At 47.0% G+C, this 24,140-nt stretch carries 13 protein-coding genes; 10 read left to right on the forward strand and 3 right to left on the reverse strand.

Annotated elements, in window-relative coordinates; translation table 11 throughout:
• Window positions 1-203: 203 nt before the first annotated feature.
• The 5 genes from HRU69_07770 (at window position 204) to HRU69_07790 (ending at window position 4,966) form a co-directional block, all read left to right on the forward strand.
• Entirely contained in the window at window positions 204-1,046 is an 843-nt protein-coding gene (locus HRU69_07770; GenBank protein ID QOI97391.1) for a prephenate dehydratase, read from the forward strand.
• Between the two features lies 1 nt (window position 1,047).
• Window positions 1,048-2,238, forward strand: a complete 1,191-nt coding sequence (locus HRU69_07775; GenBank protein QOI97392.1) for an aminotransferase class I/II-fold pyridoxal phosphate-dependent enzyme — start codon at window positions 1,048-1,050, stop codon at window positions 2,236-2,238.
• Complete coding sequence (locus HRU69_07780) at window positions 2,235-3,125, forward strand: prephenate dehydrogenase (GenBank protein QOI97393.1); 891 nt, start codon at window positions 2,235-2,237, stop codon at window positions 3,123-3,125. Before HRU69_07775 ends, HRU69_07780 begins: the two co-directional genes overlap by 4 nt.
• Entirely contained in the window at window positions 3,122-4,234 is a 1,113-nt protein-coding gene (locus HRU69_07785; GenBank protein ID QOI97394.1) for a bifunctional 3-deoxy-7-phosphoheptulonate synthase/chorismate mutase type II, read from the forward strand. The genes HRU69_07780 and HRU69_07785 overlap by 4 nt, the downstream gene beginning before the upstream one ends.
• A gap of 78 nt (window positions 4,235-4,312) precedes the next feature.
• Window positions 4,313-4,966 carry a M15 family metallopeptidase gene (locus HRU69_07790; GenBank protein ID QOI97395.1) on the forward strand — a complete coding sequence of 218 codons (654 nt, stop codon included), beginning with the start codon at window positions 4,313-4,315 and terminating at the stop codon, window positions 4,964-4,966.
• A 21-nt stretch (window positions 4,967-4,987) separates the two neighbouring features.
• Here the strand turns inward: HRU69_07790 and HRU69_07795 are convergent, their stop codons facing one another.
• A complete protein-coding gene (locus HRU69_07795) occupies window positions 4,988-6,040 on the reverse strand; it encodes a mechanosensitive ion channel family protein (GenBank protein ID QOI97396.1) in 1,053 nt (350 codons plus the stop codon).
• Window positions 6,041-6,172: 132 nt separating this feature from the next.
• On the opposite strand from HRU69_07795, the gene HRU69_07800 reads away from it, so the two are divergent.
• The 4 genes from HRU69_07800 (at window position 6,173) to HRU69_07815 (ending at window position 15,827) form a co-directional block, all read left to right on the forward strand.
• On the forward strand, window positions 6,173-11,734 hold the full coding sequence (locus tag HRU69_07800; protein QOI97397.1) for a hypothetical protein: 5,562 nt from the start codon (window positions 6,173-6,175) through the stop codon (window positions 11,732-11,734).
• Window positions 11,731-12,168, forward strand: coding sequence for a nuclear transport factor 2 family protein (locus HRU69_07805; GenBank protein ID QOI97398.1), 438 nt, complete (start codon window positions 11,731-11,733; stop codon window positions 12,166-12,168). Before HRU69_07800 ends, HRU69_07805 begins: the two co-directional genes overlap by 4 nt.
• A gap of 3 nt (window positions 12,169-12,171) precedes the next feature.
• Window positions 12,172-14,523 carry a penicillin-binding protein 1C gene (pbpC, locus tag HRU69_07810; protein QOI97399.1) on the forward strand — a complete coding sequence of 784 codons (2,352 nt, stop codon included), beginning with the start codon at window positions 12,172-12,174 and terminating at the stop codon, window positions 14,521-14,523.
• Window positions 14,524-14,615: 92 nt separating this feature from the next.
• Window positions 14,616-15,827, forward strand: a complete 1,212-nt coding sequence (locus HRU69_07815) for an OmpA family protein (GenBank protein QOI97400.1) — start codon at window positions 14,616-14,618, stop codon at window positions 15,825-15,827.
• 24 nt (window positions 15,828-15,851) lie between these two features.
• On the opposite strand, the gene HRU69_07820 is transcribed toward HRU69_07815, so the two are convergent.
• Both HRU69_07820 and HRU69_07825 read right to left on the reverse strand, forming a co-directional pair.
• On the reverse strand, window positions 15,852-17,372 hold the full coding sequence (locus tag HRU69_07820; GenBank protein QOI97401.1) for a tetratricopeptide repeat protein: 1,521 nt from the start codon (window positions 17,370-17,372) through the stop codon (window positions 15,852-15,854).
• A 14-nt stretch (window positions 17,373-17,386) separates the two neighbouring features.
• The gene (locus HRU69_07825) at window positions 17,387-18,763 is read right to left on the reverse strand and encodes a pyridoxal-phosphate dependent enzyme (GenBank protein QOI97402.1); all 1,377 of its coding nucleotides are present in this window, start codon (window positions 18,761-18,763) and stop codon (window positions 17,387-17,389) included.
• Window positions 18,764-18,955: 192 nt separating this feature from the next.
• On the opposite strand from HRU69_07825, the gene HRU69_07830 reads away from it, so the two are divergent.
• A complete protein-coding gene (locus tag HRU69_07830; protein QOI97403.1) occupies window positions 18,956-24,136 on the forward strand; it encodes a hypothetical protein in 5,181 nt (1,726 codons plus the stop codon).
• Window positions 24,137-24,140 lie beyond the last annotated feature (4 nt).

A 24,140-nucleotide genomic window follows, 5' to 3' on the forward strand; every position in this document is an offset into this window, starting at 1 on the left:
AACACGTGGTTTTACTTTTATTATTTCTTTTTTCAGCCCTACACCGGGATTGAGCGAAGAGTAATTTGTTGTTGACAAAACGATAAAAACAAACGCAGAAAGTCCCGGATAACCTCCGGGACTTTTTGTTTGGCCTCAGCCCTCCCGTCCTCCATCTTTTGAGTGGAGAGGGAGGTGAGAAGGAAAGAGGTAAATAAAAAGTGATGAATAAAAGGAAGAGGATACGGGTTGCAATCCAGGGAATTGCCACCAGTTTTCACGAAGTGGCTGCGAAAGCATATTTCGGGAATGCCATTGAAACGGTGGAGTGCCTGACGTTTCATGAATTATGTAAGGTGCTGAGCCAGGGAAAAGTTGATTATGCAGTAATGGCTATAGAAAACTCCATTGCCGGCAGCATCTTGCCGAACTACTTCCTGCTGCAGCAGCATCACTTCAGCATCGTTGGCGAGTTGTACCTGCCCATCCACCTGCACCTGATGGCATTGCCCGGAGTGAAAATGAATGAAATTGAGGTCATTGAATCGCACCCGATGGCCATCCGCCAATGTTCGGAGTTTTTGCAAAGCCTGAACGGTGTTGATATCCGCGAAAGCGATGATACGGCTTATTCGGCCCGAAGGGTGAAAGAAAAAAAACTGAGGAACACGGCCGCCATTGCCAATGAACTGGCTGCCAAAAAATTCGGGTTGCAGATTCTTGAAAAGGGAATTGAAACGCATAAGAAAAATTTTACGCGCTTTCTGATGCTCACCAGGCGCATGAATGGCAAAGCCGAAAGCAATAAGGCTTCGCTATGTTTTGAAGTCGCTAACGAAGTAGGCAGCCTGGCTGATGCGTTACTGGTATTTAAATCGCACCGGATTAACCTTACAAAAATTCAGTCGATACCGATTATCGGTAAGCCAAGCGAATACTCCATTCATGTAGATGTGGAGTGGGCCAGGCGTAAGCAGTATGATGACGCCATGAAGGAAGTAATGCGGCAGGTGAAAAACCTGAACATTCTGGGTGAGTACAAAAAAGCAAAAATTGAATACAACTGATATGATCATAGAGCCATCAAAACGGGTTGAAGGTGTTGAAGAATATTACTTCAGCAGGAAGCTTGCCGAAGTACGTAAACTCGATACGCCTGAGTACCCGGTAATTAATTTAGGTATTGGCAGCCCGGATTTACCACCAGCGCCAGCCGTGATCGAAACGCTGATGGTTTCGGCCATGCAGGCGGGTCATCATGGTTACCAGAGTTACCGCGGAGTGGCTGCACTGCGCAACGCCATAGCTTCTTTTTCCGAACGTGTTTATGGCACTGTACTCAATGCCGAAACTATGATCCTTCCGCTGATGGGCTCGAAGGAAGGCATCATGCACATCAGCATGGCTTTTTTAAATGAGGGCGATGAGGTACTGGTGCCCGACCCGGGATATCCTACTTACGCAGCTGCGGCCCGGCTTGCCGGTGCAACGGTTCGTACCTATGACCTTTCGGAAGAAAATGACTGGCGGGTTGATATTCAATCGCTGCGAAAGCAGGATCTGTCCAACGTAAAAATTATGTGGCTCAATTCTCCGCACATGCCAACCGGGGCGACAGCCTCGGTTAACGAATTGAAAGAACTGGTAACGTTGGCACGTGAACATCAGTTTTTATTGGTGAACGATAATCCGTACAGTCTTATTCTAAACGACACACCCATCAGCCTCCTTTCTGTTGATGGCGCCCTGGAGGTTGCCCTCGAACTTAACTCGCTCAGCAAATCGCACAACATGGCAGGCTGGCGCGTGGGTTGGGTGGCCGGCCGCAAAGAATACATTGATGCTATTCTCCGGTTTAAAAGCAACATGGACTCCGGAATGTTCCTTGCCGTTCAGCATGCTGCTGCCGAAGCCTTGCGATCAGCAGGTGAATGGACGAAGTCGCTCAACACCATTTACAGAAAACGAAGACAAGTTGTTTATGAGCTGTTGAACGAGCTTCGGTGCACATACACTTTAACCCAGGCCGGATTATTTGTTTGGGCCAAAGCTCCTGACGATGTGCCGGCTGTTGAGCAATGGCTGGATGAAATCCTGTATGAAGCACATGTGTTTATTACACCCGGTTTTGTGTTTGGCAAAAATGGCGGCCGCTATATCCGAGTTTCTTTGTGCAACCCGGAAGAACAGATTCAGGAAGCTGTAAAACGGATCAGTGCAATGAAAATAGTAAAGCAAAAACAAGTTAGTGCAGCATGAGAAGGAAAGCAACCATAGTTGGACTGGGCTTGATTGGCGGATCCATTGCTATCGATCTGCGCAAGTCAGGATTGTACGATGAAGTTACCGGAGTTGACCTGAATGCCGATCATGCCCTACAGGCACTTCAATTGAAGCTGGTTGATAAAACAGAGCAGGAAGGAAAAGCATTGTCAACTGCGGATTTGATTGTGCTGGCCATACCCGTAAATGCCATCCAGGCATTTTTACCTGCGGTGCTGGATATTATAAAAGAGAACGCGGTAGTGGTTGATACCGGCTCAACCAAATCACTGATATGTAAATCGGTAAGCAATCACCCGAAACGAAATCGTTTTGTGGCAAGCCATCCGATTGCAGGAACAGAAAATTCGGGCCCGACTGCAGCCTTCGGGGGGCTGTTCAGAAGTAAAACGAATATCATCTGTGAAGCGGAGAAATCAGCAGACGAGGCCCTGCAAACGGCACTTCGTCTTTTTAATGAACTGGGCATGAAGACCATTTTTATGCAGCCCGATGAACACGACCGCCATGTGGCGTATGTGTCGCACCTCTCGCACGTGAGTTCTTTTTTACTCGGGCAAACCGTGCTGGATATCGAGAAGGATGAAAAGAACATTGCCGTACTGGCGGGCAGCGGGTTTGCCTCTACCGTGCGGTTGGCCAAAAGTTCGCCCGATATGTGGGCGCCCATCTTCGAACAGAATATGGAGTACCTGAGCCAGGCCCTGCAGGAGTACATCATTCACCTGCAGCGGTTTCAATATCATTTACTGAAGCGCAACACCAATGAACTTCATCATACACTGCGCGAAGCCAACCATATCCGGAGAATACTGGATGGCATAGAGACAAAAACTTTATCAATAGAAAAACAAGACGTATGAAAAAAGATATACAACCTGAATCGCTGACCAAGTGGTTTCCGAATACACATAACAGTAAACCCCTGCTCATCTCCGGCCCGTGCAGTGCCGAAACCGAATCACAAATGTTGAATACGGCCCGGCAGCTGGCGGCCACGGGTAAAGTAAATGTACTTCGTGCGGGCATCTGGAAGCCGCGCACCCGGCCCGGGCAGTTTGAAGGTGCCGGTACCGAAGGACTCGGCTGGCTGGTGCGTGCGAAGATTGAAACCGGGTTACCCGTAGCCACCGAAGTAGCTAATGCTCAGCACGTGGAGTTATGTTTGAAACACGGTGTGGATATACTGTGGGTAGGTGCAAGGACTACGGTAAACCCGTTTTCGGTACAGGAAATTGCCGATGCCCTTCAGGGTGTGGATATACCCGTGTTGGTGAAAAACCCGGTAAACCCCGACATCGACTTGTGGATGGGTGCGCTGGAACGACTGAACAAGGCTGGCATCACCAAACTGGCAGCCATCCACCGCGGATTTTCTTCATTTGAGAAAGGGCCCTTCCGCAATGCACCCATGTGGGATCTGGCCATCGATCTGAAAACGCGTGTACCCGAACTTGCCATTTTTTGCGACCCCAGCCACATCTGCGGAACGAGAGAACTCATTCCCTTCGTTGCGCAAAAAGCGCTCGACCTCGATATGGCCGGGCTGATGGTAGAAAGCCACATCCATCCCGATGCCGCGTGGAGCGATGCCAAACAGCAGGTAACACCGGCCGCGCTTGCCAAACTGATTGACGGATTAATTGTGCGTAAACCTTCGGTTGACAGCGGTTCTTTCAAAGACACGCTGACGCAGTTGCGCGAACAGATCGATCAGTTGGATGACGAGATTATGCAGAAACTTTCCGCCCGGATGAAGATCTCGGAAAAGATTGGTGTGTATAAAAAAGAAAACAACGTAACCATTTTGCAGGTTAACCGGTGGGAGGAGATCATCCATACCCGCATTGCGCTGGGGCTGGCCATGGGACTGTCGGAAGATTTTACCCGCGACATGCTGAAGCTGGTGCACCATGAATCCATACACGTGCAGGAGAAGGTGATGAACGCGGTGAATCAGCGGGTGGGATGAGGTTGTTGTACAAAGAGGTTTGTGTTCAAATTTTATCATTTTTGCGGTGTGAGGTTGCTTAGCTTTTTTATTGTATTGTTGACAGCATTTTCTCAGGAGCCCGATAAATCCTATTTACTCGGCCGTTTCAACCCGGAAACTGATGCCCGCTTTGTAAAGCCGGCTGATGAGCACACGGCAGGGGCTGCCCGCAGCCAGTACTTGCGTAAAGAAACCTATGAGGCGTTTGTAAAAATGGCTGAAGCTGCTGCAACGGATGGAGTTAGGCTCGTGATCATTTCAGCTACGCGGAATTTTGAAACGCAAAAAAGCATCTGGGAACGCAAGTGGCAGGCCGAGGCTACCATTGCCAATGAAGCTGACAGGGCCAAAAAGATTTTACTGTACTCCTCCATGCCAGGCACCTCGCGCCACCACTGGGGCACCGATATGGATCTGAATGATTTGAATAACGACTACTTTGAATCAGGTGAGGGATTGAAAATTTACCAATGGCTCACTGCCCACGCCCATGAGTTTGGATTTTGCCAACCCTATACTTCAAAAGATAAAGGCCGTACCGGTTATGAAGAAGAAAAGTGGCACTGGTCATATACACCGTTATCCGTTCCGTTGCTGGAGGCGTATAAAAAAACAGTTTCGCTGAAAGACATCAGTGGTTTTAAGGGCAGCGAAACAGCCGTGCAACTGGATGTTATTAAAAATTATGTTGACGGGGTGGCGTGTAAGTAGTGACTCAATTCCTGTGAATTGCTATTCACTTTTCTTCAGGTGAATCGTCTGGGTGGGATAAGCAAACTCAATTCTTTCTTTCTCAAAAATCTCGTATATCTTGAAATTTACATCCTGCACAATATCCATGTACTGTTTGTAATCGGAGCTTTGTACAAAAAACACCACTTCAAAATTTAAACTGAAATCGCCATAGGTGGCGAAATGCACCCGGTCGGGTGTGGTTAAAGGTTCATTGATGATAATTTGGGTTATCATATCCGGAATCTTCTTCAGTTTTTCCAGGGGCGTTCCGTACACCACACCAATATTGAAAATGGCCCGCCTTTGCTCCATGCGCCTGAAGTTGTGCAGGCGTGAACTGGTGAGGTTACTGTTCGAGATAATGATCTGTTCGCCCGAAATACTTTTAATCCGGGTAGTTTTAATGCCGATGTACTCCACCGTGCCGCGCTTGTCATCCACTACGATAAAATCACCCACCTCAAACGGCCGGTCGAAAAAAATCACGAAATAGTTAAATAAATCGCCCAGGATGTTTTGAGCAGCCAGGGCAATAGCAATACCGCCAATACCCAGCCCGGTGATGATGGCTGTTACATTGTACCCGAAGTTATCGAACAGAAAGACTAGCCCCAGTACCCACACAGCAACATTGATAACCACCATGATGCCCGTGATTTGCTTCAGTTTGGTTTCACCGTTCTCCTGCTTCAATACATAGGCCTCCAGTAATTTTCGTATCGCGCTGAGAATTATCCGGATAACGAAGTAAACAATAACTACGGTTGTGGCTTTAGAAACGATGGAAGAAACCTTAGCCGACAGGGTGAGGTAGTGAATACCCCAGTAAATGATTAAGAAGTTCAGAATGGGTAATCCAAAGCGTTCAACGCCCAATACTACATAATCATCAAAGCGGGTATCAGTTTTGGCTGCCCACGCTTTCAACCGGTTCAACAGTGTCTTCCGGAACAACCTCAACAAAGCGATACCGCCCAGAATAATGCCCAATGCAATGGCATAGTCTTGCACGGTGTTATTGAAATAAATGTTATCCAGGATGTCTTTCATAGATCAATCATAAATCGGGTTAAAGTTAATTATAACAGGTTGCTGCGTATAAAATTCACAAAGATTTCTTCGGCCCTGCTTCGTTTCTCACAATTAATTCTCGAAATTTCTTTTTCCAAATTCATTTACCTTATGAAAAACTTTCCGTGGAAAAAAGTTGTACTTGTTGTTCTAGTCATAGGTGTTTTTGTTGCCGGCTTTTTTTATTTCAAGCCAGGCGCAGCCACACGCGAACCGGTAACGTACATCAATCCTGCCTTTGCTGAATACATCTCCACCTATTCAGCAGGTTTGCTCAGTTCAGGTACACCGCTTCGTATCGGATTTACGCAGGATGTTGCTGATTCAGCATGGGTAGGGAAGGAAACCTCGGCTAAGCTGATGGAGTTTAGTCCTGCAGTAAAAGGAAAAACTACATGGCTCGACAGGCGTACGCTTGAGTTTAAACCGGAAGGCCGTTGGCTTTCGGGGCAACGCTACGAAGTAAAGTTGTTCCTCTCAAAACTTGTTCAGGTGCCCACCGATCTGAAAACCTTTGCGTGGTCGTTCCAAACCATTGCGCAGAACTTTGAACTGACTGTTGATAATGTTAAGCCTTATGTAAAAACCGAATTAACCCGCCAGAAAATTGAAGGTTCGTTAACAACATCAGATTTTGCAGATGCAGAAATGGTTGAACGCAGTCTGCAGGCTTCGCAGGATGGAAAGAAACTTAACATTACCTGGGCTCACGCAGGCGAAGGTCGACAGCACAACTTTATTGTTGAAGAGGTAGAGCGCAAAGAAGCTGGCAGCAAAGTTATGCTATCGGTTAATGGTAAGGAGCTGGGCATAAGCCGTACCGATGAGCAGGAAATTGAAATTCCATCGCTAAGCGATTTCAAAGTGATGAATGTGCGGGTTGATCAGGCTTCAGGTCAGCACGTGGTTGTTCAGTTTTCCGATCCGTTAAATGAAAAGCAAAACCTTGCGGGATTAATCAGCCTCACGGGATTAAGCAGTCTTGAATTTCAGATTCAGGATAACCTGCTTAGGATTTACCCTCCCGTTAGGCAAACCGGCAGCAGCACACTCACCATTGAGGCCGGTGTTCGCAATGTGCTCAACTATAAAATGAAAGAGCCGGCTACAGCCGAAGTCATGTTTGAGGAACTTAATCCTGCTGTTCGCTTTGTTGGCAAGGGCACAATACTTCCGGGTACTGACGGTCTGGTGCTTCCTTTCGAAGCGGTTAATCTGAAAATGGTGGATGTGCAGATTGTTAAAATTTTTGAAAGCAACATCGTGCAATTCTTCCAGGTAAACGACATGGAGGGTTATTCGGAATTGCGGAGGGTGGGCAAGCGCCTGCTGAAGCAGCCGATCTCGCTCGAAAATTCAGGCGTTGTCGATCTGGGTCGCTGGAACCGCTTTACCCTTGATCTTTCAACCTTGATTACACCCGAACCGGGCGCTATTTACCAGGTACATCTGGGTTTTAAAAAGGCTTATTCTGTTTACCACTGTGGCGGTGAAGAGCAAGCACCGGATAATCCGTTTGAAGCCGATGAGGAGGAAGATGATGAGAAGGAGTTCAGCTACTGGGATTCGTACGAGGAATATTATTACGGAGAGGATTACGATTGGCAGGAGCGCAACAACCCATGTCATTCATCCTATTACAATGGCGAGAAAAACATCAGGCGCAACGTGCTGGCAAGCGACTTGGGTTTAATAGCCAAACGCGGAGGTGATGGAAGTACCGTAATTTTTGTTACCGATATCAAAACCACAAAGCCCATCGCAGGTGTAACGCTTGATCTGTACAACTACCAGCAACAGGTTATCGGCAGTGCATCGACAGGCTCAGACGGCAAGGCAGTTATTCAAGCTAAAGAAAATCCGTTTGTGTTGGTGGCGAAAAACGGTTCGCAACGCGGCTACCTGAAACTAGCTGATGGCGAATCGCTATCGCTCAGCAATTTCGATGTGAGCGGTGAGCGCATCAGTAAAGGGCTGAAGGGTATGCTTTATGGTGAGCGGGGTGTGTGGCGCCCGGGCGATTCGTTATTCCTTACGTTTTTGCTCGAAGATAAACTGAAACTTATACCATCTACCCACCCGGTTGTTTTTGAACTTCAGAATCCGCAAGGCCAGGTAGTGCAACGCCTGGTACGGTCAGCAGGAGAAAACGGTTTTTACAAATTTGCCACCGTTACCGAACCGGATGCACCAACAGGCACTTATACCGCACGCGTAAAAGTTGGCGGTACGGAATTTACCCAGCCGGTTAAGATTGAGATGGTTAAGCCCAACCGGCTGAAAATTAACCTGGATTTTGGGGTAGATAAGATTACAGCAAACAACAACAACCTGAGTGGGAAGTTGAATGTAAAATGGCTGCATGGCGCCCCAGGCAAAAACCTGCGGGCTGAGTTTGAAGTAATGCTCATGCGCGGTGAAACAAAATTCCAGCGATATCCGGATTATACCTTTGAAGATCCCTCGCTGGAGTTTTACAGCGAAGCACAACCGGTGTTTGACGGCTATACCGATGCTGAAGGAAATGCCACTGTTAATACAACTCTTGAAGCCAGCGAATATGCACCCGGGGTGTTGAACGCGGTGTTCCGCGGCAAAGCGTTTGAGGAAAGCGGCAATTTTTCTACCGACCGGTTTAGTATTCCATTTTATCCGTACACTTCTTTTACCGGCATCCGGTTGCCGGCAGGCGATAAGGCGCGAGGCATGTTGTTAACCGATACTACCCATCGTGTTGATGTGGTGACCGTTGATGCGGATGGTAACCCGGTATCGCGCGAGAAGGTGGAAGTTACCTTGTACAAATTAACCTGGAGCTGGTGGTGGGATAACACCGAAGCCAGTGCCGTGTACCGCACTTTTTCGCAGGCACAGGAACTGAGCAGCAGCATTATTCAAACACGTAACGGAAAAGGCGAATGGAAATTTAAAGTAAAGTACCCGGACTGGGGCCGTTACCTGGTGCGTGCATACGACCATGAGTCAGGCCATAGTACCGCCAAAGTAGTTTATATCGATTGGCCCGGTTGGGCTGGCCGCGCCCGTGGCGGCACCGATGCGGCTACCATGTTGTCGTTTTCATCGGATAAGCCGGGTTACGCCATTGGTGAAAAAGCAAGTATCGTAATACCCGGCAGTGCACCCGGCCGTGCACTGGTAAGCATTGAAAACGGAAGCCGTGTGATTGAAAGTTACTGGGTGGAGACCAAGCAGGGTGATACGCCATTTTCGTTTACCGTTACCCGCGACATGACCCCGAATGTTTTTGTACATGTTACGCTGGTACAGCCCCACAATCAAACGGTTAATGATTTACCTATTCGGTTATATGGAGTAATACCTGTTTCGGTAGAAGATCCACAAACACACCTTGAACCGGTTATCGAGATGCCCGATGTGCTGGAACCGGGGCAGGAAGTAGTTATCCGGGTTTCAGAAAAGAGCAAACGTAAAATGACCTACACCCTTGCCATGGTGGATGAAGGCTTACTTGACCTGACCCGATTTAAAACACCCGATCCGTGGAAACGATTTTACGCCCGCGAAGCCTTGGGCGTAAAAACATGGGATTTGTACGATCAGGTTATCGGCTCATTTGGCGGAAAAATCGAGCGACTGCTGGCCATTGGCGGTGATACGGAACTGATGGCCAAAGAAGATGACGCCAAAACAAACCGGTTTAAAGCGGTAGTAAAATTTTTCGGGCCGTTTACCTTATCGGGAGGAAGAAATGAACACCGCTTTACCATGCCCAATTACATTGGTTCGGTTAAGACCATGGTGGTAGCCGGTTATGAAGGCGCTTATGGTTCGGCTGAGAAAGCCACGCCCGTACGCAAACCGCTGATGGTGCTGGCTACACTGCCGCGGGTGCTGGGCCCAGAAGAAAAACTGAAACTCCCGGTAACTCTGTTTACCATGGCGAAAGACATCCGCAATGTGAAAGTAGAAGTAAAAACCAGTGGACCTCTGCAGGTTAAGCAATCATCACAAAATGTTGCCATGACTGGCTCAGACATGACCATTGATTTTGATTTGGAAGTGAAGAGCATGCTGGGTGGGGCGAAGGTAGAAGTAACAGCAACTTCCGGTAATTACACGTCAAAAGATGTGATAAACATCCAGGTTAGAAATCCCAATCCTCCGGTAACAAAAGTTCAGGAGGCTATTGTTGAAGCCGGCAAAACATGGACAGTTAATGCCACACTGGTTGGCATGGCGGGTACTAACTCGGCTACACTGGAAGTTTCAACGCTTCCACCAATAAACCTTGGCCAGCGGATGAAATACCTGCTTCAATATCCGTACGGGTGCATCGAGCAGACTACGTCAACGGTGTTTCCTCAATTGTATCTGGATCAGATAAAGTCACTGACGGATGGCGAACGCGCAGTTATTCAATCGAATATTAAAGCAGGCATTGAAAGGCTAAAATCCTTTCAGCAGCGCGATGGCGGCTTTGCGTACTGGCCCGGTGCCGAAGATACAGACAGTTGGTCAACCACCTATGCCGGGCATTTCCTGGTGGAGGCTGAACAAAAAGGCTACTTTGTTCCGGGGGATTTGATTAAACGCTGGAAAAAATTCCAGCGTAACCGTGCACAGGCCTGGCGTAAGAGTCAGGAAGCCTACAGCAGCGAACTCATTCAGGCGTATCGCCTATACGCATTGGCTGTAGCCGGTGATCCGGAATTGGGTGCGATGAACCGGCTGCGCGAACAAAGCAATCTGCCGGTAACGGCTGCCTGGATGCTGGCAGCTGCCTATGCTCGTGCCGGCCAGCCTGAAGCGGCAAAGAAATTAATTGAGAATATGCCCACTACAGTTAAACCCTACCAGGAAATGGCCTATTCGTATGGTTCTGATTTACGCGATAAAGCCATCATCCTGGAAACAATGGTGTTGCTGAATGAACGGGCCAAGGCATTTGATCTCTTGAAAGATATTTCCACTTCACTCAGTAATGCCTCATACTGGATGAGTACGCAAACCGTTGCGTGGTGCCTAAAGTCGGTTGGCGCATTTGCCTCGGCTGAAAAGCGTGGTGAACTGAAGTTTCAGTACAACTATATTGGAAAAGAGGTCACTGCTTCAACTGATTTGCCTGTGTCGCAGGTTTCACTTCCGGTTGATGGCGTTTCATCACCGGCTTTGAAAATTTCCAATAGAAGTAACGGTGTGCTGTTCGTTCGGTTGATTAATGAGGGTACTCCGACACGGGGCGATGAACAGGAGGAATTGAGCAACCTCGGTCTCAGCGTTAGCTATTTGGATATGAATGGTAACGCCATCGATCCAACCCGCCTTGTGCAGGGCACTGAGTTTATGGCATCGGTTACTGTAAGCAACACCGGTACACGGGGCGCTTATAAAAACTTGGCGCTAACGCAGATTTTCCCTTCCGGGTGGGAAATCAACAACCTGCGGCTGGATGAGGCTACCGCGCGTGCCGGTGGCGATATACCAACCTACCAGGACATCCGCGATGACCGTGTTTATACGCACTTCGATTTAGGTGGTGCTCAACGTAAGACATTCCGCGTGTTGCTCACCGCAAGTTATACCGGTACCTACTATCTGCCGGCTGTAAGCTGCGAGGCCATGTACGATCGCTCTGTGTATGCCCGAAGAAAAGGACAGGTGGTTGAGGTGGTTAAACCTGAAGTGCAATGAAATTGCTTCGTTCATTGTGGCTGGGCTGGACCCTCATAATTCTCTCACAGGATGTGTCAGGGCAAATCAATGACCAGAAGGAGGTTTTATGGTTATTCCATAAAAAATTCGAGTGGTTAAAGAATCATCAGTTTGATTCGTTGCGCTGGATGCTGGATGATAACCTGATGTATATTCACTCGAACGGCTGGGTTGAAACCAAAGCCGATGTGATTGACGATTTAAAAACCGGTAAGCTGGTATATCGTAAAGTGGATATTATGGAGGCATCGGTGCGTTTGTATGAGAACACGGCCATTGTTACCGGCAAGGGTGCTTTTGCAGGAGTGAACAGCGGAGCGGAATTCAGTTTAAATCTTTTGTTTACGGAAGTGTACATTAAAAAGGGAGGCCGGTGGCTGCTTGCTTCGCGCCATGCCAACCGGCTGCCTTAAGTGATGAAGAGGCCAATAAAAAGTGCGGGTATAGTTGTAGCGGCAATCGGATTTTTTGCCTGGTATTATTTTGCGTTGCCCGAGCCGCTCTTTACAAGGCCTTACTCAACCGTGCTGGAAGATGAACAAGGCGAATTGCTTTCGGCCGCCATCGCCCACGATGGCCAGTGGCGGTTTCCACAACTCGACACAGTACCGGAAAAATTTAAGGAAGCCCTTATTCTTTTTGAAGACAAGCGCTTTTACCGTCATCCCGGTATCGATGTATTGTCGTTGGCAAGGGCTGTTAAACAAAATATTCAAGCAGGGGATATTGTAAGCGGAGGAAGCACTATTACCATGCAGGTTGTTCGGTTGTGGCGCAACCAACCCCGGACCTATTTTGAAAAATTGTTTGAAATCATTTTGGCCACCCGACTGGAGTGGCGCTATTCAAAGGATGAAATTCTTTCTCTCTATGCTTCGCATGCTCCGTTTGGAGGTAATGTGGTTGGACTTGAAGCCGCCTGCTGGCGGTACTTTCATCGTCAGCCGGATGAGCTTTCGTGGGGCGAGGCTGCCTTGCTGGCGGTACTGCCAAATTCGCCATCATTAATTCATCCCGGTAAAAACAGAAACGCACTGCTTGCCAAGCGAAACCGGCTGCTGGAGCGGTTGCATAAGGCCGGTAAACTGGATGAAGTTGAACTGGATTTGGCGAAGGCTGAAGACCTGCCGGAGCAACCAGTGCCCCTGCCACGCCTGGCCACTCATCTGCTTGACCGATCCATTCGCGAAGGATTGGAACAGAGGAAGGTCAGGTCAACGCTGCGACATGCATTACAAGTGCGGGCGGAGCAAATTGTTCGTGATCATTCCATACGATTGTCCGGCAACCTGATTTACAATGCGGCAGTTATCGTAGCTGAAGTTGAAACAGGCAAGGTACTGGCGTATGTGGGCAATACCGGTTTAACGGGCGATGATCACGGTCAGCATGTTGATATTATTTCCGCCAGGCGCAGTACGGGCAGTATTTTAAAGCCAGTGCTATACGCGGCTATGCTTGATGAAGGAAAGTTGCTTCCGAAAACATTGCTTCCGGATGTGCCCACCATTATCAACGGCTTTGCACCTAAAAATTTTTCAAAAGATTATGATGGTGTCGTGCCTGCCGATGAAGCATTAATACGGTCGCTTAATGTACCTGCTGTACATATGCTGCAGGAGTATCGATATGAAAAATTGTATGCTTTGCTCAAACAAATGGGTATTGGTACTCTTACTGCTTTGCCTGATCATTACGGGCTTTCACTTATACTGGGAGGTGCAGAAGGTACCTTGTGGGACATTACATCTGTATATGCTTCCATGGCCCGGGTATTGAATCGGTTTTCATTACATAATGATGAACGATATGCAACGACCGATTATCATTCATTAACTTATCTGCAATCTCCCACCGGCCAACAACTGCTTCAGGCTCAGGAAAACCCAATCATTCATGCAGCCGCATTATTTCAAACCTTCACTGCACTAACCGAAGTGAACCGGCCGGGTGAAGAAACGGGTTGGAAGAATTTTTCCGGTTCGCGGAAGATTGCCTGGAAAACCGGAACCAGTTTTGGCTTTCGCGATGGCTGGGCCGTGGGTGTCACACCCGAATATGTAGTTGGCGTTTGGACAGGCAATGCCGATGGCGAAGGCCGGCCGGGTTTAACCGGCAGCGAAGCAGCTGCACCTATACTATTTGATATTTTTTCGATACTGCCGGCCACAACCTGGTTCAATCAGCCTTATTCCGAAATGGAACAGGTTTCTGTTTGCGCAAAAAGCGGTATGCGCAGCACCATACTTTGTGAAAGAACCGATACAATATGGGTAGCAGAGGCCGGGCTAACCTCAAAGCCCTGCTCTTTTCATCAGATTGCTCATTTAAGCAAAGATGGGCGGTATCGGGTGCATGCCAGCTGCGAGCCGCTGGATAACCTCATGTCAATGCCGTGGTTCGTACTGCCCCCGGTACAGGAGCACTATTACAAAACCAAAAACATGTCGTACAAGCCCCTGCCTCCCTTTAGGAAAGATTGTACTGCTACGGCTTCAGTTGCGTCCATGGAGTTGGTATACCCTAAAGAAAATACTCGAATTTTCATCCCTCGTGAGCTGAATGGCAGTTGCGGACGGTCAGTTTTTGAACTGGCCCACCGAAATCCGGCAAGTAGGGTTTACTGGCATTTAAATGGCACTTTCATTGGAATAACGCAAAACCGGCATCAAATGGCCTTAAATCCGGGGCCCGGAAAACACGTGCTGGTATTGATTGATCAGGCCGGAGAGCCTCTGGAACGGCATTTTGAGGTACTCTCCAATTGATAAATATCTGATATGTAAGGTTTTAGTTGATATTTATTAATTCAAAAGTCAACTCCGACCTACATTTGCCCTCGTAAATAAAGTTTTGTGCTATGAAGACTCTCAGGAACATCATTTTAGGAGCGATTCTATTGTCGGTTTGCATCCCCGAACATGCCCAAAGCAACGATTTTCAAGGGCACCATTATGTGGTAATTGGGGCCTTTGCCATCAAGAAAAACGCGGTGCGTTTTACTTCCAGAGCGACAACCGGTAACCTGCAGGCAAAATTTGAGTTGAACCCTAACCGGCAGTTGTACTATGTATATGTACTCACCACCGATGATCGCCAGCAAGCGATTGACCTGGCCCTGCGCCTGCGTAGTGAATCGCCTTACAACGATACCTGGGTTTTTAAGGGGCTGTTAGGCGAAGAGCAAATTATGGCTACCCGTGGCGTGGATATAAACCCAGCCACGTTAGATAAGGTCGAAGAAGTTTTAATAGGCGATCAGCCAGTTCCGGCTGAGGAGAAAAATGCACCTTCACGGCAGGTTACCTTTGAGGAGGTATCACCGACTGATCAGCAAACTACAACCCTTTCAACCGCTGAAGATCTGTCGGGTAAAAACTTTTTGTTTAAAGTTTTTCGTGCCGATACAAAAGAAGCTATTGAGGGGGATATTAATGTTATTGATAGTGAACGTTCGAAAAAAGTGGGTTCCTATGCAGCAAACCGGCAGGTTAGAATAACTAATCCCAATAATAAATCCGGTAACCTTAGTTTGATTACTGAAGTATTCGGATACCGAAAAATCCAGCGGGAGATTAATTTTAATAACCCGGAGGCAGCGGATATTGCAACCGACCAGGATAATACCGTGGTTATTCCCTTTGAACTGGTACGCTTGCAAAAAGGTGATATCGCGGTGATGTATAATGTTTACTTTTTTAAAGATGCTGCGGTTATGCGTCCGGAATCGCGATGGGAAGTGAACAGTTTACTGGACATGCTGAACGAAAATCCGAAGTATAAGATCAAAATTCACGGACATACCAACGGCAACGCCCCCGGAAAAATTATTTCGATAGATGAAAAATCCGATAACTTCTTTGCACTTACAAACACCCGGGATGGTTTTGGTTCTGCCAAAAAACTTTCAGAAGAACGTGCGGAAGTGATTAAATCATACCTGATTGCCAATGGAGTTGATCCTAAACGGATGCAGGTAAAAGCATGGGGCGGAAAAAAACCCGTGGTCGATAAGTTGCACAGCCTTGCCGAGAATAATGTGCGTGTTGAAATTGAAATCCTGGAAAATTAAGATAAGCCGATTGAATCCGGAAAATTATTCAATAATCCCGGTTTCAATGTTGCCGCTGATTTCGCGGGTGATGGCGTCAAGTTGTTCACCGCATGTCCGGAGGTGACTGATAATTGTTTGGGTATCGTTTTCAAGTCGCTGGTCAAGTAAAGTAATCAGCCCCAGAATACTTGAAACGGGTGCGCGTAGCTTATGCGCGTTGAAGTAAGCATACTCAATCAGTTTCTGATTTTGTAATACAAGCTGACGGGTCCGCTCTGCAATTCTGTCTTCCAGTGTTTTATTCAGCTCGGTAAGTTCTTTGTTTAGCGATGCAACTGCCTTAGCTTGAATTTCCAGTTCGTTTTTTTGCTGTTCAATCTCGGCTGATTTCTCCTTTAGCATCTGGTTTACACTCAGAATTTTTCTGCGTTGCCGTAAAAGAACCCAGCTTAATAGTATTGCCAGTATCAACACTCCCGCTATGGCCGCAATTACTACCTGCTGGGTACGAAGGCGGTTTTCTTTAAGTAGATTACTTGCGCGCAACTGCTGATTCTCACGTTCGCGGTTTTCTGTTTCGTAGGCAAGCTGAAGGCGTGCCATTTGTTCAGACTTTACCAGGTTGAAGACACTGTCTTTCATTTTATTATGTTGGTAGAGGTATTTTAATGCCTGCTGATAATTACCACGGGCTGAGTCGAGTCGGGCATGTTTCAATAAATTGGTAACCATTAAATCGGGCACCCGTATCTGACGTGCCAGTTGGTGCGCCTCATTTAAATATGCTTCGGCCTTTGGGTATTGCTTAAGTTCAATATAAACATCCGCAATATCTAAATACATCTGGGTAAGTAAGCGGGTTTCGCCCAGTCTGCGATAGAGTTCTTCGGCTTGCTTAAAATATGCGATTGCTCCGTTGTGATCTTTTTCATGCAATGCGGAAACGGCAAAACCCCAGTATGTATAGGCAACAGTTCGCTGATCATTGTTTTTTGTGGCATGAATAAGCGATTGCTGAAAATACTTTTTAGCTTCGTTAAACCTTCCGGTTTGATTATAAAGTTCCCCTATGTTGTATAACGTAATGGCCCGGGTAAGTGTATCTTTCTTTTTTAACTGGATTGAACGGAGCAGAAAGTCCAGAGCTTTATTGTATTCACCCATGCGTTTATATACCTCGCCCAGGTTGTTGTATGTTTGTCCTAAACCAATACTGTCATCAAGTGATTGGTATTGGCGTGCTGCCTGCAGGTAATAATTTTGGGCCAGGTCGTATACCCCCTCATACCAGAACGAGTTACCGATAACGGTTAATGAACGTGCATAGCCTTTCAGATAATTGATTTGTTGTGCTGTTTCCGAACTGTGTAGGGCAATTCTTCGTGAAGCGTAGGGATTGATTTTCAGGTATTCATTAGCCAGTTTATTCAGTTCAGTTACATAGGCTGAGTCGCGCGTACGGGTATTAAAACGGGCCAGGCTGTCGGGTAATTGCGTTTGGCCTGTAACTGAAAAACTGATTATCAACAGAATAAACCCGTTATACAACGTTTTTTTGAACATCTACTACTTTTTTCTTATTGGTTAGAAATGGCCGCAAGCACATCATGCTGGGTAATGATGTGAACCTGTTGTTTTTCATCTCGGATCAGTACGGCTTTATTATCCTTATTTAGTAAAGATGAAAGAACATCCAATGTACTGTCGGGGGCAACAAACAACATGGGTTTGTCCATTACTTCACCAACCGATTTATTTTTTAGTTGAGGGTCTTCCATCATTTTTTCGAGCAGGCCGGCCGAACTAACACTGCCGATGAAGTTATCGTTTTCGGTTACGGGTATCTGGTCAATGCCCTCACGGCTCATCAGCAGAATGGCTTCGCTGACTTGGGCGTTTTTAGTTACCGTAACTAAGCTGGTGCGGCCGTTGCGAGATTGAATCAGGTGGCGTGCAGTTGTGGCATAGGGAGTTTCGGCAAAGCCGTGATCCTTCATCCACTGGTCGTTATACACTTTGGCCAGGTAGCGCGTACCGTGATCAGGAAGAAGAATTACAACAACATCATCTTTTTTAACATGTTGCCGTGCATATTCCAACGCTCCATGAACGGCCGAGCCGCTCGACCACCCCACAAACAGCCCTTCTTCGCGGGCCAGTTTGCGCGTCATTAAGGCACCGTCCTTATCCGTAACTTTAATGAACAGGTCAATTACATCAAAATCAACATTCTTCGGGAGAATGTCCTCGCCAAACCCTTCTGTCAGGTAAGGATAAATTTCTTTTTCATCGAAGATGCCCGTCTCTTTATATTTTTTAAAAACGGAGCCGTAGGTATCAATTCCAACAGCGATTAAATTCTTATTCTGTTCTTTTAAATACCGGGCTGTTCCACACATCGAGCCCCCGGTGCCCACCGTTGCAACGTAGTGCGTGATTCTGCCATCAGTCTGTTTCCAGATTTCAGGTCCTGTGGTTTCATAATGTGCTTTTGCGTTGCTGGGGTTGTCGTATTGATTCGGGTAAATCGAATTCGGAATCTCCTTGTTCAACTTGCGGGCCACCGAATAATACGAGCGCGGGTCGTCAGGCTCCACATTGGTGGGGCAAACAACTACCTCTGCGCCAACGGCACGCAGGATATTAATTTTTTCCTGCGACTGCTTATCGGCCATGGTGAAAATACACTTATACCCTTTAGCGATGGCCGTTAGTGCCAAGCCCATACCCGTGTTGCCCGAAGTACCTTCAATGATGGTGCCACCGGGTTTAAGTATGCCGGCTTTTTCCGCATCCTCAATCATCTTCAGGGCCATCCGGTCCTTGGTGGAGTTTCCGGGGTTGAAATACTCAATTTTGGCCAGGTAGGTTCCCGGCAGGCCTTTAAAAACTTTATTTAAGCGGATTATTGGCGTGTTGCCAATGGTTTCGATGATGGATGAATAAACTTGCATGGGGGCACAAATGTACAAAAAACAGGGTCGTAGTCGGGGTATTAATTTCTGTTGAAATTTGTGGCATTTAGGGGTTACATTGTTGTATTTAGGTTTATTTTAGAAGGGTCTACCCGTTTAGCGTAATCCACTAAGAAGCATTACTTTTATGGGTTTAAAGCAATAGTTGGTTAAACTTTATTAAATGCACTTATGATTCGGATTTTTACTGTTTGGTGTTTCCTCATAACCACCGTTTTAGTGGCTAACGCCCAGGCCACATTTACCTCCATAGCCAGTGGCGATTGGAACGGTGGCCTCACAGTATGGTCGGTAGTGGGTATTGACGGGGATAATGTGCCCGATGCCGATGATGAGGTAATTATTGCCACCGGGCATACTATAAACGTTAATGTTAATGCGGCCTGTAACACATTAACGCTAAACGGTACAGCCAATCTTTTCTTTAATACAAATAATCGCACCCTGGATGTAAATGGCCTGATGACCATGAATGGCAACAGCCAGGTTACCGGCAATAACAACAACCGTGTATTAAATCTCAACAATAATTTTAACATACCGGCTGGGCAAACAGGATCCATTGGCGGAGTGCGGGTTAATCAAACCTCACCCCGAACCTTTACAGTTAGTGGAACATTTATTCCGACCAGTGCAACAGGCACTAAAACAATTGGTGATGTAATCCTAAACTCATCGGCCTTTTGGTCAGCCACTTCAAATGAAACCTATACTACCAATAACTTTACTGTTTTTAATGGAGCTAATGTTGATGGTAGCACCACGGCTTCAATTGTTGTTAACGGTAATTTACTGGTGCAACCTTCAACACCCGGTTTACGCTTTACACTCGGTCGCATTAATTTCAGGGTAAATGGTACTACAACTGTTATTGCCAACGGTTATTTAGAATTTACAAACTCCAATGCCGGCACCAAGCGGTTTGAAAATACAATAACGGTTAATTTAGGGGGTACCTGGGACAATACAGTAGGTGAGGACCCGGTTATTAACTGCAGCATCGTAAACAACGGTGTTTGGCCCGTTCCTACCGGAGGTAACGGCCGGTACGATGTTACTGCTGGCGGAAGTTATACGTATTCAGGCAATGCAGAGATTGGAATAACGCGTTTGCGGTTACAAAACGCCAGCACCGTTACCAATATCGGCACCTTGCGCTTAACACGGGCCGGGGGTCAGAACCTTAGTGTTGAAAGCGGCTCAACTTTTATTAACGGCAATGGAACATCGGGTTATCTGATTATGACCGGTGACGGTGCTGTGGTAGATGTGGTAGGAGCCCTGAGTAGTGTAGATTTCTCGGCCCCGAACAACATTGTTGAATATTCGGGTGCGGTTAACCAGACGATTTACGCAACCACCTACCACCATATAAACGCGTTAAACGGAAGCACCAAAACCATAAACGGAACCACAACTGTTAATGGGAACTTTACTATTAACAGTACCACCCTGGTTGATGTTACCGGAGGTAATGATCTTATCGGAACCGGTAACCTGGTGATGTCGGGCACCAGCCGGATACGGATTTCATCGGCTGGCACAGTGCCGGCATTAACGGGAACTTCACATTCACTTGCCCCCAGCACAATTATTGAATTTAATCGGGGTGGAGCACAAACAGCAGCCTCTAGTGCGATTTATCCCTATCAGAATCTTCATATTACCGGAGCGGGCGGGTCGGCTGTAAACATGTCGGCCGTAACCAATATAACCGGCAACCTGGTTATGACTAATCAGGGAACAATTAACAGCAATGCAGTGCTTACAATTGGCGGAACCTGGAACTATACATCCAGCGGTACATCGGTACTGGCCAATGATGTAACCACTTCAAATTTCATTTTTGCTAACGGGGGCCTAAATTACAGTAGCAGAACGATCACCATTAATGGTAATGATGGCACATGGACTTTTAACGGAGGTGGAGGTGTTTTTACAACCAACACTACCAGCCGGGTACGGTTTACTACCGGTACCAATCAGCAAATTACCGGAACATCAGCTACTACTTTTTCGAATTTAGAGATCGATAACCTGAATGGCGTTACGCTGAATGGAGTTAATGCAACGGTATCTACCGATTTGCTTTTTACCAATGGGAATATCTACACCGGAACCAACGTGCTTATCATGGCTTCGGCTACGGCTACCGTTACACCAACCAACGGATTTGTAGAGGGCAATTTGCGAAAGCCGGTTATTGCCGGTTCTCCCACAGTAACGTTTGAAGTAGGCACCGGTACGGATTATGCTCCCGTGAGTATTTCGTTTAATACGGTTAGTGTGGCTGGTAATTTCACGGTATCATCAACCGCTGATGATCACCCGGATATAAACGGGTCGAACATCGAACCCAACCGCAGTGTTAACCGGTACTGGACGGTTACGAACAATGCCACTACATTTGTTAACCTGAGCGCTGTCTTCAATTTTGTCGCTTCCGACCTGGATGGGTTAGCTGATTTCTCAAATTTCAGTGTGCGCAGATATGACGGAATAAACTGGTTTACCAGCACAGTAGGAACCCGTACAGCAACTTCTACCCAGATTACCGGAGAAGCTGCGGCCAGTTTGCCAAGCGGATCATCCCGATTTTATCAGATAGGTGAGTTAATCAATACCTCAGGTACGTTTAACCGGCTTACAGGAACCCAGAACTGGAGTAATCCGGCAACCTGGATACAAAACCGCACCGGTAATATTCAGTTTACTGCCGGAAGTACTGCAGTTACCGGAACCGGTACATTATTTACTACCGAACTGGCTGTAGGCGATGTGCTGATGCTGCAAACCAGTCCGGGTACGGTTCGCGGAACCGTACAATCCATAACCGATAATGAGAACCTGGTGCTTACAGCCAATGCTTCGGCAACAGCTACAGGAGGCTATGGCAGGCAATATGTGCCAAACACGATTAATGATGCCGTGACAATCGGTAACTCAAACATCACTCCGGATGCGGCCACCACTATTAACTTGGACATGAATGCTACCGTCAATTCGCTGGACATTAATACAACATCCAGTGCGCGCACTACAGCACAGGTATTGACTCACCTCGGCACCAATTCGCTAACGGTACAAACCAATGTACGGGTTAACCAGCCGGGGGGCGCAGGCACCACAACTGATGTGTGGAACCTGAATGCAGGCACCGCTACCACAGGCGGCAATGTACAGATAGGTTCAGGAGTTAATAATGCCAACCTGTTGGCGCGTGTTAATATAACCACTGGTACGTTAAATGTAGGTTCAAACCTGGTATTCAACACATCCAACAATGCCAATCGTGAATTAACTGCCGTGCTGGATATGACCGGGGGTAACGGACGGGTGAATTTAACCGGTCAGCTTTCTTTTACAAATAACAGGGGTTTGCTATTAGCGGGTACATCTGGCAGTGTGTTTAACTATAGTAGAACAGCCTCAGAACAGTTATTGGGTTTTCCTACAAGCAACCAGCCTGCTAATCCGTTTGTTTATCATAATCTCTACTTTAATAACACTAGTGTAAATGGAGTTTTTATTGGCACATCTATTACAACAACAAATGTTACCGGTGACCTAAGAATTCAAAGTGGTACTTCAAGACAAGGGAATGCCTCAATAACTGGGAATGGAACCAGAACTTTCCAAATTGCCCCTGGTGCTTCTTTGAGACTCATCGGCAATCAAGGATTTGCAACCGGTTTTGGTACTTTTGATCTTGGCACCACTTCACCTTTTGGTACAGTTCAATATCAAAATTCAAATGCACAAACCATTGCCAATGTTACTTATGGTAATTTGATTATAAGTGCTAATCAAACGTTTAGCATTCCTAATGTAACCATTAGTATTGCTGGAAATTTAACTTTAGGCAACGGAGCAACCAGCCCCGTTCTCCAAAGTGCGGCTGGCGGTGCCTCGGGCCTTACCGTGGCCGGTAATTTAACCATCAATAGCGGGGCACGCCTTAGGGCTGATAATAATGGAACCATTGCAACAATTACGGTTGGAGGTAACTGGGTAAATAACTCAACGGCCGGGGCTAGCAACGGCTTTGATGAAGGTACCGGCACCGTGGTATTTAACAGCCCGGCATCAAACACCTTGCAAACTATTGGCGGGACCACGGCTGAAACCTTTTACAACCTTACGCTGAATACCAGCGCTGCAACCGATGTAGTTCGTATTTTAAACAATACCACGGTTAGTAATACGCTGGCCTTAAACCAAGGAGAACTTGATTTGAATTCACTTACCCTTAACGTAACTCGTAACAGCACCGGGGCTATTACACGCACAAGCGGATACGTTAAAAGCGAAGATTCAACAGATCCTTATGGCACCCTTCGTTGGTTAACAGGTACGCTTACCGGTTCCTTCGTGTATCCTTTTGGAAAATCCAGCACAGAATACATTCCATTTACCTTAAATATCACCTCGGCCGGTGCTCCGGCTGCCGGTTCGGTGTCTGTATCAACTTATCCAACAGGTGTTGATAACACCCCTTTTCCGACAGGCGTTACCAATTTAAGTGGAACCAGCGGAGGGCTTTCGGTGGTTGACCGTTTCTGGGTGATTACACTGAACAGCTATACCACCACAAGGCCAACCTCTACCATAACATTTACGGCAACCTTGGCCGAGATTTCAACTACCGGGGCAACTACAGTCAATGCCCAACGGTGGGCACCATCCAACACTTGGGAGCCGGCATTGCCGGGGCAGGTGTACAACAGCGGGGCCGGCACGGTTACTGTGCCGGGTGTAAGTAATTATTCACCCTGGGCCGTGGCCGATATTGCCGCTCCTCTTCCGGTAGAGATGAAGTCGTTTGATTTGGTAGCCCACCAGGATTTTGTGGAAGTGAAATGGTCAACCGCTTCGGAACTGAATAACGATTTCTTTACTGTTGAAAAGCGATTTGAAGATGCTGAAGGATTTACAGCTGTAGCAGATGTGGCCGGTGCCGGAACGACTAACCGCGAAACCCGTTACCGTATTGAAGATTATTCAGTATCCCCTGGTACATGGTACTACCGCATTAAGCAAACTGATTACGATGGTACGTATACATATTCAAATGTAAAATCGGTCACAGTTTCCGGGCAGGGATTCTGGCAGTTATATCCTAACCCTTCTGACGGCTCATCCTTTACCGTAAAACTTACGGCTACCGAACTAAACAAGCCGGTACTGATTACTGTGATGGATATGCAAGGTAAGGTTGTACACACTGAAAACATGCAGGTTAGTTCGTTAAGCGAAGAGATAAAGTTGCCCGGCAAATTATCCCAGGGTGTGTATGCAGTCATTATTCAAAGCACTGTTTCCAGAAGTCAGCAAAAACTTGTGGTGCGGTAGGGGT

This window comes from Flammeovirgaceae bacterium (assembly GCA_015180985.1).
Taxonomy (GTDB): domain Bacteria; phylum Bacteroidota; class Bacteroidia; order Cytophagales; family Cyclobacteriaceae; genus UBA2336.